The 13546-nt window shown below is 74.5% G+C and carries 5 protein-coding genes; 1 reads left to right on the forward strand and 4 read right to left on the reverse strand.

Going from position 1 to position 13546, the window contains the following annotated elements; translation table 11 throughout:
• Positions 1-64: 64 nt before the first annotated feature.
• Positions 65-1498 (reverse strand): FAD-binding protein, encoded by a 1434-nt coding sequence (locus ABZ923_RS32640; RefSeq protein WP_361479035.1) that lies wholly within the window; start codon positions 1496-1498, stop codon positions 65-67.
• 188 nt (positions 1499-1686) lie between these two features.
• Here ABZ923_RS32640 and ABZ923_RS32645 point away from each other — a divergent pair, with 188 nt between their 5' ends.
• The gene (locus ABZ923_RS32645) at positions 1687-1923 is read left to right on the forward strand and encodes a hypothetical protein (RefSeq protein ID WP_361479038.1); all 237 of its coding nucleotides are present in this window, start codon (positions 1687-1689) and stop codon (positions 1921-1923) included.
• A 71-nt stretch (positions 1924-1994) separates the two neighbouring features.
• Here ABZ923_RS32645 and ABZ923_RS32650 read toward each other — a convergent pair whose 3' ends face one another.
• From ABZ923_RS32650 to ABZ923_RS32660, 3 genes are all read right to left on the reverse strand, one after another.
• Positions 1995-5132: a beta-ketoacyl synthase N-terminal-like domain-containing protein gene (locus tag ABZ923_RS32650; RefSeq protein ID WP_361479040.1), complete on the reverse strand. Its 3138-nt coding sequence runs from the start codon at positions 5130-5132 to the stop codon at positions 1995-1997.
• 27 nt (positions 5133-5159) lie between these two features.
• Positions 5160-10454, reverse strand: a complete 5295-nt coding sequence (locus tag ABZ923_RS32655; RefSeq protein WP_361479043.1) for a type I polyketide synthase — start codon at positions 10452-10454, stop codon at positions 5160-5162.
• Positions 10455-10501: 47 nt separating this feature from the next.
• Positions 10502-13546 (reverse strand): SDR family NAD(P)-dependent oxidoreductase (locus ABZ923_RS32660; RefSeq protein WP_361479046.1); only part of this gene is annotated, 3045 nt, incomplete at its 5' end.

Here is a 13546-nt window from a genome sequence, read left to right on the forward strand (position 1 = left end):
GACGCCGTCGCGTCCCGGCCCGGGGCGGTGACCACCGGGTGGCCCGCTGGTGGTCGCAGGGGGGTCAGCGGGCCGTACCGCCCGCGAAGGCGAAGACGTCGCCGCTGTCGTAGGCGGACTTGACGCTCAGCAACCGGGCCAGGTTGTCCCCGAAGTAGGCGTGCGGCGCGTCCGGCAGGGCCGGGTCCGGGAAGTTGACGTAGGCGCCGCCGTTGGACTCCGGGTCCAGCACCGCGAAGCCTCGGTCGACCCAGTCGCGCATGGCCTGCTCCTCCTCCGGGTGCGGCGCGCCGTCGGGCACCAGGTTGGCGTACCCGATGAGGTACTCCGCGTCCCGGTGCCAGAACGCGGTCTCGCTGCGCCCGGCGTCGCGCACGGCGCCGTTGGCCGTGTTCATCCACAGGTACCGGGTGTGCCCGGTGCGCCGGTCGGCGTCGAACACCTCCAGGGCGCGGCCGAGCGCGGCACCGCCGAGCGGCCGGTCGAAGACCCGGTGCCGTTCCCGCTGGGTGCCGATCCGCTCGACGCGGGCGTCGTGGCCGTGGCCGACGCGGTGGCACTCTTCCGGGGTCATGCCCTCACAGCCGTAGACCCGCATCAGGACGTCGGCGTACGGCAGTTCGGCCACGTCCGTGGCCTCCGGGGTCGCTCCGGTCGCCGAGACGAACGCGCCGAGCGCCTCGTCGAGCAGTTCGCGCGATCCCCAGCACACCCCGGCGACCTGCACGAGAGGCACGGCGTCCGCGGCCGCGTCGGGCAGCACCACGAGCACCGAGGAACCGATCTCCCGGGGTGCCGAGGCGATCCACGCCTGCCAGGCCTCCAGGACGCGGTGCGCGTCCGGCCACGCCCACATCGTGGAGAAGTGGACGCCCTGCGGGGCGTGCACCGCCTCGGACTCGAACTCCACGACGACGCCGAAGCCGGCGCCGCCGCCGCGCAGCGCCCAGAACAGGTCGGGCTCCTCCTTCTCGGAGGTGCGGACGGTCCGCCCGTCGGCGAGGACCACGGTGGCCGACAGCAGCCGGTCGGCGGCGAGCCCGAACGTGCGGGACTGCAGGCCGATCCCGCCGCCCGTCACGAAACCGGCCGCGGCGACGGTGGGGAAGGTTCCGGTCACCAGCTGGTACGGGCCACCGCGCAGCGCGTTGACGCCGTCCACGGAGAGCAGGCCCGGTCCGAAACGGGCCGTCGAGCCGTCCAGCCGCACATGGGCGATCCGGGAGGTGTCCACGATCAGGCCGGGCCCGGACGAGGTACCCGTCAGGCTGTGCCCGCCGCTGCGGGGATGAACGGGAATACCGTGTGCCACCGCGAATGCGATCGCGGCCGCCACGTCGTCCGCCGACTCGCAGTAGGCGATTCCCCTCGGCTGAAAGCGGTCGAACTCCGCGAGGTGCAATTGCCTGGCCAGGTCGTATCCGGGGTCGGCGGGAAGCACGACGTCTCCCCGGAGCTGCGAGCTCAACCGTCCCCAGTCCGGGGCAGTCACGGTCATGGGTGTCCTTCGGATGCTGGTTCACATGGGGCTTTTCACCCGAGCGTAGGGAGCGGAAAACACGCCGGGCCACCCCTAAGTCCCCCCTGACTCGACGGGGCGGGAGGGCTAGGGGATGCCCCGGCCGGGGCGGGGAGTTCTACCTTTTCGAGCAGGACGATTTCGTGGCCGCACAGAGAGGGGCCGTCGTGTCCGCTCAGCAATCCGATACCGTCACCGAGGCCAACGCGGGAAATCCCGGAATTCCCCGGGAAGTCGCTTCCGAGCCGGCCGGGACGAGCCTCGACCTCGCGCTCGACGCCGCCATCGCCATCTTCACGGGCCGCCTCACCTCGTACGGCGGCACCCCGCACGACGGTGTCCCGGCCGGCACGGCACCGCGTACCGACCTCGTCTGGCGCCACCGCGGCCTGCTGCCGGAGTGACCGTGCCGGACGGACGGGGGCGCCCGGGTGATCCCGGGCGCCCCGCTGTTCGGTCCGGCGTCGAAGCCCGGTCACCCGGCCGCGTTCGCCGCCTCGGCCGCCAGCTCGTCGCGCAGGAACTCGGCCACGAAGGCCGGGGTCGGATAGTCGAACAGCAGCATGGCGTTGAGGGCGAGCCCGGTGGTCTCCACCAGCCGGTTGCGCAGTTCGACGGCGCTGAGCGAGTTGAAACCGGCCTCGAAGAACGGGCTGTCGCCGTGCAGGTCCTCGTCGAAGGTCTCGTCCGGGTTCTGCTCGGTGCGGGCCGCGGTGGCCTCCGCCACGACGAGGTCGACGAGGAGGGCGAGCTGCTCCTCGGCGCCGAGCCCGGCCAGCCGCTCCTGCAGGGCCCGCCGGGCCGCGTCCAGGGCCTCGGCGTCGGGATCGGCGGTGGGCTGCGTCTCGTCGGTGCTGATCGTCTCGGTGGTCACGGTGCCGGCCTCCAGCCAGTAGTCACGGCGCTGGAAGGCGTACGTCGGGAGGTCCACCCGACGCGCCCCGGGGAAGAGCGCCTTCCAGTCGATGGGAACGCCCCGGGTGAACAGCCCGCTCGCCGCGGTGAGCGCGGTCTGCGCGTCGGGGGCGTCGACGCGCAGGGCGGGGAGGAAGACGACGTCGTCGTCGGCCGCGTCCAGGCAGCCGGGGCCCAGCGCGGACAGCACCGCGGCGGGTCCCAGCTCCAGGAAGGTGACGGCGCCCCGGTCCCGCAGGGCACGGACGCCGTCGGCGAAGCGGACGGTGGCACGGACGTGCCGCACCCAGTAGTCCGGGGAGGTCAGGTCCTCCGGGGCGGCCGGGGCGCCGGTGACGTTGGAGATCACCGTCAGGCGCGGCTCCCGGTAGGTCAGTTCGGCGGCGACCTGCCGGAAGGGGGCCAGCATCGGTTCCATCAGCGGCGAGTGGAAGGCGTGGCTGACCGCCAGCCGCTTGGTCTTGCGGCCCAGTGCGGCGAAGTGCGCGCCGATCGCCTCGGCCTCGGCCTCCGCGCCGGACACCACCACGGACCGCGGCCCGTTGACGGCGGCGAGATCGACGCCGTCGGTGAGCAGGGGCCGCACCTCGTCCTCGGTCGCCTGTACGGCGATCATCGCGCCGCCCGCCGGCAACGCCTGCATCAGCCTGCCGCGCGCCGCCACCAGCCGGGCCGCGTCCGCCAGCGACCACACACCGGCCACGTAGGCGGCGGCCAGTTCACCGATGGAGTGACCGGCCAGGGCATGCGGCCGTACGCCCCAGGACTCGTAGAGGCGGTAGAGCGCCACTTCCACCGCGAACAGCGCCGGCTGGGTGAACTCCGTGCGCTCCAGCGCCGCCGCGTCCTCCAGGACGACCTCCTTCAGCGCCCGCGGCAGGTGCCGGTCCAGTTCCGCCGCGACCTCGTCGAAGGCCGCCGCGAAGACGGGGTGGGTGTCGTACAGCTCCCGGCCCATGCCGAGGCGTTGCGCGCCCTGGCCGGTGAACAGCACCGCGAGGCGGCCCTTGACCCGGCTGCCGCGGGCGATGCCCGGCAGCGAGCCCGTGGTGCCCTCGGCGACGGCCCGCACCTTGGCGCGCAGGGCGGCGAGGTCACCGGCGACGACCACGGTCCGCTCGTCGAAGGCGGTCCGGTGCAGCGCCAGGGTGGAGCCGATGTCGTACGGGTCGGCGGGGGCGTCCGCCGTGCCGAGGAACGCGTCGAGCCGGGCGGCCTGGCCGCGCAGCGCCTGTGCCGTCTTCGCCGACAGCACCCAGGCGACGGGCCCGGACGCCCGCACCGGGCCGGGACCGGCGGCCGGCTCGGGTCCGGCCTCCTCCAGCAGGACGTGCGCGTTGGTGCCGCTGATCCCGAACGACGACACACCCGCCCGCCGCGGCCGGCCCTCCTCCCGGGGCCAGGGGCGGGCCTCGGTCAGCAGCTCCACCGCGCCCTCGGACCAGTCCACCTTCGGTGTCGGCTCCTCCACGTGCAGCGTCTTCGGCAGCTCCTCGTGCCGCAGCGCCATCACCATCTTGATGACACCGGCGACACCGGCGGCGGCCTGCGCGTGCCCGATGTTGGACTTCAGCGAACCCAGCCACAGCGGCCGGTCCTGCGGACGGTCCTGGCCGTAGGTGGCGATCAGCGCCTGCGCCTCGATCGGGTCGCCCAGCACGGTGCCGGTGCCGTGCGCCTCCACCACGTCCACGTCGGCGGGTGCCAGGCGGGCGCTGGCGAGGGCCTGCCGGATGACCCGCTCCTGCGCGGGGCCGCTGGGTGCGGTCAGGCCGTTGGAGGCACCGTCCTGGTTGACGGCGGAACCCCGCACGACCGCCAGCACCGGATGCCCGTTGCGCCGCGCGTCCGACAGCCGCTCCAGGAGCAGCACGCCCGCGCCCTCGGCCCAGTTGGTGCCGTCGGCGGAGGACGAGAACGCCTTGATCCGGCCGTCGGCGGCGAGCGCCCGCTGGGCCGCGAAGCCCACGTAGGCGTCGGGCGTGGCCATCACGGCGAGCCCGCCCGCGAGGGCCAGCGAGCACTCGCCGCCCCGCAGCGCCTGCACCGCCATGTGCAGGGTCACCAGCGAGGACGAGCAGGCGGTGTCGACGGTGACGGACGGGCCGGTCAGGTCGTACAGGTAGGAGATCCGGCCCGACAGCACGCTGCCCGACCTGCCGAGGCCGAGGAAGGCGTCGACCCCTTCGGGCAGTTTGCGCACCCCGCTGGCGTAGTCGTGGTACATCAGGCCGGCGAAGACACCGGTGTCGGAGCCGCGGAGGGTGTGCGGGTCGACCCCGGCCCGTTCCAGCGCCTCCCAGACCAGCTCCAGCAGGATGCGCTGCTGCGGGTCGGTGCCGAGGGCCTCGCGTTCGGAGAGGCCGAAGAACCCGGCGTCGAAGGCGCCGGCACCGTGCAGGACGCCGGCCTCGCGCACGTAGGTGGTGCCCGGGTTGCCGGGCTCCGGGTGGTAGAGGGCCTCCAGGTCCCAGCCGCGGTCGGTGGGGAAGCCGGTGACGGCGTCGTGGCCGCCGGCCACCAGGGTCCACAGCTCCTCGGGCGAGCCGACCCCGCCCGGCAGCCGGCAGGCCATGCCCACGATGGCGACCGGCTCCTGGGCGGCGGCCGTGATGCGCTCGTTCTCCTGCCGCAGCCGCTCGTTCTCGGTGAGGGACGCGCGCAGCGCCTCGACGAGTCGTTCGTCGGAAACAGTCATGTTCTTCTCTCCCGGTCCGGGACCGAATCAGTTGGCCGAGCCGCTCAGGGCGCGCGCCACGAGGCTCTCCACGTCCATGCCGGCGATCAGCTCGGCCGCCGCGTCCCCGGCCGGCCCGGCGGACTGCGTCGTCTCCCCGGCCGGCGCCGTCGGCTGCGGCAGCCGCGGGGCCAGTGCCTCGTACAGGCGCCGGGCGAGCGCGGCCGGGGTGGGGTGGTCGAAGACGAGGGTGGCGCGCAGCCGCACCCCGGTCCGGGCGGCGAGCTGGTTGCGCAGTTCCACCGCGGTCAGCGAGTCGAAGCCCAGGTCCTTGAACGCCTGGTCCTCGGCCACCCGGTCGGCCTCCGCGAAGCCCAGCACACCGGCCGCCTGCTCGGTGACCAGGTCGAGCAGGGCCTCGTGCCGCTCCTCCTCCGACAGCGCGGCCAGCCGTTCGGCGAGCGAGCCGTCGGCGGGCGTCCCGGCCGCCTGCGCGGACCGGCGGGCCGGGGGCACCAGGGCGCGCAGCAGGGCGGGCACCCCGTCCTGCCCGGCGCGGGCGCGCAGGGCCGTGAAGTCGAAGCGGGCCGCGACGAGCACCGCCTCCGGGGTGCGCAGCGAGGCGTCGAAGAGCTCCAGGCCCTCGGCGCCGCGCAGCGGCCGCATGCCGCTGCGCCGCATCCGCTCGCGGTCGCTGTCGGAGAGGGCGTCCTGCATGCCGCCGCCCTCCTCCCACACGCCCCAGGCGAGGGAGGTGGCGGGCAGCCCCAGGGAGCGGCGGTGCTCGGCGAGCGCGTCCAGGGCGGCGTTCGCGGCGGCGTAGTTGGCCTGGCCGGCGCTGCCGACGGTGCCGGCGATGGACGAGTAGAGGACGAAGGCGGCCAGGTCCAGGTCACGGGTCAGCTCGTGCAGGTGCCAGGCAGCGTCCACCTTCGCGGCGAACACCCGCTCCAGCCGCTCCCGGCTCTGCGCCGCGATCACACCGTCGTCCAGCACACCCGCCGTGTGCACCACCGCCGTCAGCGGACGCTCCACCGACTCCAGCAACGCCCCCAGCGCCACACGGTCCGACACGTCACACGCCTCGATCCGCGCCTCGGCACCGAACCCGGCCAACTCTTCCACGAGTTCGGCCGCACCCTCGGCTTGCGCACCCCGACGGCCCACCAGCAGCAGATGCCGCACCCCGTGCTCCTCGGCCAGATGCCGGGCGACCAACCGGCCCAGCGTGCCCAGGCCACCCGTGACCAGCACCGTCCCCTCCGGATCGAGGGGCCGGCCGGACTCCGCAGCCGCGCCGGTCGCACGGGCGAGCCGGGGCGCGAAGGCGACGCCGTCCCGCAGGGCCAGCTGCGGCTCGCCCGAGGCGGCGGCCGCCGCGATCCGCCCCGGTGCGACGGTGTCGTCGGCGTCGACCAGGACGAACTGGCCGGGGTTCTCCGTCTGCGCGGAACGGACCAGTCCCCACACGGCCGCCGCGGGGTCGCCCGAGGTGGCCCCGTTCGTCCGCAGCACCAGGGTCGACGTCTCGGCCACCGGGGCCGCGGACCACTCCTGGACCAGCTGAAGGGCCCGCCCGGCCAGTTCCAGGGCGCGCCCGGGACCGTCCGTGGCCCGCGACCCGGTCAGGTCGGCGATGACGACGGCGGGGGCGTCGGCGCCGAGTGCGCCCACATCGGGGACGTCGGTGCCGAGCACGGCGAACGGGACGTCCTCGGTGCCGGTGCCGGCCACCGGTGTCCACTCGGTGCGGAACAGGGCGTCGAGGGCGCGGGACGCGTCGAGGTCCGTGGCCGACAGCGGGCGGGTGACGAGACCGCCGATGTCGGCGACGGGGGCGCCGGTCGGGTCGGCGAGGCTCAGGGAGATGCCGTCGGTGCCCTCGGGGACCGCGCGGACCCGCAGGGCGGTGGCGCCGGAGGCGTGCAGGGCGACGTCGTTCCAGGCGAACGGCAGCCGGACCCCGGTGTCCTGCGACGAGCCGCCGCACAGGCTGCCGATGTGCAGGGCGGCGTCGAGGAGTGCGGGGTGGAGGCCGAAGCCCTCGGCGGTCAGGCCCTCGGGCAGGGCGACCTCCGCGTACACCTCCTGCCCCTTCGTCCACACCGACCGCAGGCCCTGGAAGGCGGGGCCGTACTCCAGTCCTGCCGCGCGCCGGGCGTCGTAGAACCCCTCCAGAGCGACCGGCTCGGCCCCCGCCGGAGGCCAGGACCCGAAGTCGTACGACACTGCCGTCGGCGACTGCTCGGCCAGCGCACCGGTGACATGCCGCACCCACGGCGTCCCCGGACCGGCGTCCTGGGCCGCCGAGTACACACCCACCGACCGCCGGCCGTCCTCCACACCCCCCACGACCACCTGGACCCGCACCCCACCACTCGCCGGCAACACCAGCGGCGCCTCGATGACGAGTTCCTCGACCGCGGCCGCACCCGCCTCGTCACCGGCACGCACCACCATCTCCACCAGTGCCGCGCCCGGGACGAGAACCGTCCCGGCGACCACGTGCTCCGCCAGCCACGGATGCGTCCGCACCGACAACAGACCCGTCGCCAGCACCCCACCGGACTCCGGCAACGGGGTCGAGGCGCCGAGGAAGGGATGGCCGGCCGCGGCGAGCCCCAGCGCGGCGGCGTCGGAGCGCGTCTCCAGGGGGCGCAGCCAGTACCACTCGTGCTGGAAGGCGTACGTCGGCAGCTCCACCCGGCGCCCGCCCGGGGCGAGCGCGGCCGGATCGGCCGGGACGCCGGCGGCGAACAGCCGGCCCAGGGCGGTCACGGCGGCCCGCGGCTCGGGGAGGTCCTTGCGCTGGAACGGCACGAAGAGGGCGTCGCCGGTGGCGGACTCCTGCCCCAGGGCGGTGAGGACCCCGTCGGGTCCCAGTTCCAGGAACGCGGTGACGCCCTCCGCCTCCAGGACGGGGATCGCGTCGGCGAACCGGACGGCCTCCCGCACGTGCCGGACCCAGTACTCGGGCGAGGTCAGCTCCTCGGCCGCGGCCGGCTTGCCGGTCACGTTCGACACGACGGCGATGCGCGGCTCGTGGTAGGTCAGCTCGGAGGCGATCTTGCGGAACTCCTCCAGCATCGGCTCCATCAGCACCGAGTGGAAGGCGTGGCTGACGGCGAGCTTCTTGGTCTTGCGTCCCTGCCCGGCCAGCGCCTCGGCCACCCGCTGGACGGCGTCCTCGACGCCGGAGAGCACCACCGACACCGGCCCGTTGACCGCCGCGATGTCCACACCCTCGGTCAGCAGCGGACGGACCTCGTCCTCGGCCGCCTGTACGGCGATCATCGCCCCGCCCTCGGGCAGACCCTGCATCAACCGCCCACGCGCCGCCACCAGTCGGGCCGCGTCCGACAGCGACCACACCCCGGCCACATGAGCCGCCGCCAGCTCACCGATGGAATGCCCCGCCACGAAGTCGGGCCGCACACCCCACGACTCCACCAACCGGAACAACGCCACCTCGACCGCGAACAACGCCGGCTGCGTGAACTCCGTACGGTCCAACGCCTCGCCGTCGTCCCACACCACATCCTTCAACGACCGAGGCAGATACCGGTCCAGCTCCGCCGCCACCTCGTCGAACGCCTCCGCGAACACCGGATACGCCGCATACAACTCACGGCCCATCCCCACCCGCTGCGATCCCTGACCGGTGAACAGCACCGCCAGGCGTCCCGCCGAGACGGCCGCGGCATCGGCCGGCACCGCGCGCAGCGCCGCCACCGCCTCCGCGCGGTCGGCCGCCACGACCACGGCCCGGTGATCGAGAGCCGCACGGGTGGTGACCAGCGAGTACGCCACGTCCGACAGGTTCCGGTCCCCGGCTTCGAGATGGTCGGCGAGCCGTTCCGCCTGCGCCTTCAACGCCCGCGCCGAACGCGCCGACACCACCAACGGCACCGGACCCGTGAAGCCGGATTCCTGCTGGGGAACCTCCTCGGCGGGCGCCTCCTCGATCACCACGTGCGCGTTCGTCCCGCTCACACCGAACGACGACACACCCGCCCGCCGGGCTCGCGCCTCCTCACGCGGCCACGACCGCGCCTCGGTGAGGAGTTCGACGGCCCCTTCCGACCAGTCCACCTTCGGCGTCGGCTCATCCACGTGCAGCGTCCGCGGCAGCTCCTCGTTGCGCAGCGCCATCACCATCTTGATGACACCCGCGACGCCCGCGGCCGACTGGGCGTGGCCGATGTTGGACTTCAGCGAGCCCAACCACAGCGGGCGGCCCTCCGGGCGGTCCTGGCCGTAGGTCGCGATGACGGCCTGCGCCTCGATCGGGTCGCCGAGCGCCGTGCCGGTGCCGTGCGCCTCGACCGCGTCCACGTCCGTGGGGAACAGGCGGGCGTCGGCGAGGGCCTGCCGGATGACCCGCTGCTGCGAGGGGCCGTTGGGGGCGGTCAGGCCGTTGGAGGCACCGTCCTGGTTGACCGCCGTACCCCGCACGACCGCCAGCACCGGATGACCGTTGCGCCGCGCGTCGGAGAGCCGCTCCAGGAGCAGCAGGCCCGCACCCTCGGACCAGTTGGTGCCGTCGGCGGCGGCCGAGAACGCCTTGGCGCGGCCGTCCCTGGCCAGACCGCGCTGGCGAGAGAACTCGATGAAGCCGTCCGGGGTGGCCATGACGGCGACACCGCCCGCGAGGGCCATCGTGAACTCTCCGCCGCGCAGGGACTGTACGGCCAGGTGGATGGCGACCAGCGAGGAGGAGCACGCGGTCTCGACGGTGACCGCCGGGCCCTCCAGGCCGAGGGTGTAGGAGACCCGGCCGGAGGTGGCGCTGCCGGAGTTGCCGATGCCCAGCATGCCTTCGACGGACGGCGGGATGCGCTGCCCGATGGGGGCGTAGTCGTGGTGCATGACGCCGGCGAAGACACCGATGCTCTGGCCGCGCAGCCCGGTCGGGTCGAGGCCCGCGCGTTCGAAGGTCTCCCAAGAGGTCTCCAGCAGCAGGCGCTGCTGCGGGTTCATGGCGAGGGCCTCGCGCGGGGAGATCCCGAAGAAGCCCGCGTCGAACGCGCCGGCGTCGTGCAGGAAGCCGCCGTGCCGGGCGTAGGAGGTGCCGGGGTGGTCGGGGTCGTCGTCGAAGAGGGTGTCCAGGTCCCAGCCCCGGTTGGCGGGGAACTCGGTGATGGCGTCGGTGCCGTCGGCGACCAGCCGCCACAGTTCCTCGGGGTCCGTGACCCCGCCGGGGAGCCGGCAGGCCATCGCGACCACGGCGATCGGCTCGTGCTTCTGCTCCTCCACCTCGCGCAGCCGGTGGTTGGCCTTGCGCAGGTCGGTCAGGGTCTTCTTGAGGTAGTCGCGGAGCTTTGCCTCGGTCGTGTCGCTCATGTCTGTCTCCGTGTCCTTCGCTCTCCGTGTCGTCCGCTGCCGTCCGCTCAGGACAGACCGAGCTCGTTGTCGATGAGGCTGAACATCTCGTCGTCGCTGACGGAGTCCAGGTCGAGGTCGCCAGGGTCTTCGGCGTGGAGGCTCTCCCAGTGGGCGGTGAGGTTCTTGAGCCGCTGGAGGACCAGCTGGGCCTGCACGGCCCGGTCGGTCTCGTCGCCGTCCGCGCCTCCTGCCATCGCCCTCTCCAGGCGGTCCAGTTCGTCCAGGACCGACAGTTCCCCGGCGGTCTCGGGCGCCGCGGGCCGCAACTGCTCCTGGAGCAGGTCGACGAGGGCCGCGGGCGTCGGGTGGTCGAAGACGAGGGTGGCGGGCAGCCGCACGCCGGTGGCCTCGGTGAGCCGGTTGCGGAACTCGACGGCCGTGAGCGAGTCGAAGCCCATGTCCTTGAACGCCCGGTCCGCGTCGACGGTGGCCGGGTTGGCCACGCCGAGGGCCGCGGCCACCTGCACCCGCACCAGGTCCAGGAGCAGTTCGCCGCGCTCCTGCGGGGTGCGGCCCGCGAGCCGCTGCGCCAGCGACTGTCCGGCCGGTGCGGCGGCGGCCGTGGCGGTGCGCCGGGCCGCCGGCCGGACCACGCCGTGCAGGATCGACGGGATGCCGGTGCCGTCCGAGGCGCGTGACCGCAGTCCGGCCAGGTCCAGCCGGGCCGGGACGAGGAGCGCCTCGCCGGTGGCGAGCGCCGCGTCGAACAGGGCCAGACCCTCGGTGCCGGACAGGCCGAGCATGCCGTTGCGCTTGCTGCGCTCCAGCGTGGCGGCGTCCAGGGTTCCGGCCATGCCCTCGGCCCACATGCCCCAGGCCAGGGAGGTGGCGGGCAGCCCCAGGGAGCGGCGGTGCCCGGCGAGCGCGTCCAGGAACGCGTTCGCGGCGGCGTAGTTCGCCTGGCCCGGGTTGCCCAGGACACCGGCCACCGAGGAGTACAGGACGAAGGCGGCCAGGTCCAGGTCGCGGGTCAGCTCGTGCAGGTGCCAGGCGGCGTCTGCCTTGGGGGCGAACACCTTCTCCACGCGTTCCCGGCTCTGTGCGGCGATCACCCCGTCGTCCAGGACACCCGCCGTGTGCACCACCGCCGTCAGCGGACGCTCCACCGACTCCAGCAACGCCCGCAGCGCCGCACGGTCCGACACGTCGCACGCCTCGATCCGCGCCTGGGCACCGAACCCGGCCAACTCCTCGACGAGCTCGGCCGCACCCTCCGCCCGCGCACCCCGACGGCCCACCAGCAGCAGATGCCGCACGCCGTGCTCCTCGGCCAAGTGCCGGGCGACCATGCGACCCAGCGTGCCGAGGCCACCCGTGACCAGCACCGTTCCCTCCGGATCGAGGGGCCGGCCGGACTCCGCCGCGACGCCGGTCGCACGGGCGAGCCGGGGCGCGAGGGCAGCGCCGTCCCGCAGGGCCAGCTGGTCCTCGCCGGTGGCCAGCGCGGCCGGCACCAGGTCTACGGAGTCCTCCTCCAGGTCGACCAGGACGATCCGGCCGGGGTTCTCGGACTGTGCGGTGCGCACCAGTCCCCAGACCGCGCCGGCGGCCGGGTCGGTCACGTCACGGACCGCGCCCCGGGTGACGACGACGAGCCGGGAGCCGTCGAACCGCGGCTCGGCCAGCCAGGTCTGGAGCACGTCGAGCGTCCGGGCCGTCAGCTCCCGAGCGCGGGCGGCACCCTGTCCGAGCCGGTCCGGCAGGCCGGGTGCGTCCGACAGGTCCAGCAGGAGCCAGGCGGGCGCGGCCTCGGCCAGTGCGGTCACCGCCGGTCCGTCGGCGACCCGGGTGACCGTGGTGTCCGCCTCGCTCGGCAGCGCCACGGGCGTCCAGGTCACGTCGTACAGGTGGTCGTGGACCGGGGCGCCGGCCGCGCCGAGCTGTTCGGCACGGACCTCGCGCATGGTGAGGGTGCCGATGCCCGCGACGGGCGCACCGGTCTGGTCGGCGATCTCCAGCGTCAGTCCGTCGGGACCGGTGCGGGCCGCACGGACTCGCAGGGCCGTGGCACCCGAGGCGTGGAGCACGACGTCGCTCCAGGCGAAGGGCAGCCGCGTGGAGCCCGGCTCGGAGCCGTCGGCGGCGGGCAGCAGCCCGGTCGTCTGCAGGGCGGCGTCGAGCAGCGCGGGGTGGACGCCGAAGCCCTCGGCGGTCTGCCCCTCGGGCAGGGCGACCTCGGCGTACACCTCCTCCCCCTTCGTCCACACCGACCGGACGCCCTGGAAGGCGGGCCCGTACGCGTAGCCCGCGTCGAGCTGACGGTCGTAGAAGCCGTCGAGGTCGACCCGTTCCGCCTGCGCGGGCGGCCACTGGCCGAGGTCGAAGCCGGTGCCGGGGTCCTGGTCGGTGAGGAACCCGGTGGCGTGCCGGGTCCACGGGGCGTCGGCGTCCTGGGCGGCCGAGTGGACCGTGACCGGACGCCGCCCCAGCTCGTCGGGGGCCGACACCGACACCTGGATGCGCACCCCGCCGCTCGCCGGCAGCACCAGCGGCGCCTCGATGACGAGTTCGTCGACCGTGCCGGCCCCGGCCTCGTCACCGGCGCGCACCACCATCTCCACCAGTGCCGCGCCCGGGACGAGAACCGTCCCGGCGACCACGTGGTCCGCCAGCCACGGGTGCGTGCGCACCGACAGCAGGCCGGTGGCCAGTACCCCACCGGACTCCGGCAGTCGGGCGACCGCCCCCAGGAGCGGGTGGTCGGTGCCGGTCAGCCCGAGCGAGGCGGCGTCACGCGCGCCGCCCCAGGCCTCCGGCCAGTACCACTCGTGCTGGAAGGCGTAGGTCGGCAGGTCCACGCGGCGCGCACCGGTGCCGGCGAAGAGCGCCGTCCAGTCGACCCGCTGCCCGGCGGTGTGCAGCCGGCCGAGCGCGGTGAGCGCGGACTCGGCCTCGTCCCGGCCGCGCCGCAGCAGGGTCGCGAGGTGGGCGTCGGCACCGTCGAGGATCTCCTGAGCGAGGGCGGTGAGGACGCCGTCGGGCCCGGCCTCCAGGAACACCCGCACACCCTGCCCCTGCAGCGCCGCCACCCCGTCCGAGAACCGAACGGC

It is taken from the genome of Streptomyces sp. NPDC046881 (assembly GCF_040645015.1).
GTDB lineage: Bacteria > Actinomycetota > Actinomycetes > Streptomycetales > Streptomycetaceae > Streptomyces.

What these genes read in the sequence shown, in the direction of transcription:
- ABZ923_RS32640 (WP_361479035.1), bottom strand. Translation starts at nt 1,498, where the DNA reads ATGACCGTGACTGCCCCGGACTGGGGACGGTTGAGCTCGCAGCTCCGG.
- ABZ923_RS32650 (WP_361479040.1), bottom strand. Translation starts at nt 5,132, where the DNA reads ATGACTGTTTCCGACGAACGACTCGTCGAGGCGCTGCGCGCGTCCCTC.
- ABZ923_RS32655 (WP_361479043.1), bottom strand. Translation starts at nt 10,454, where the DNA reads ATGAGCGACACGACCGAGGCAAAGCTCCGCGACTACCTCAAGAAGACC.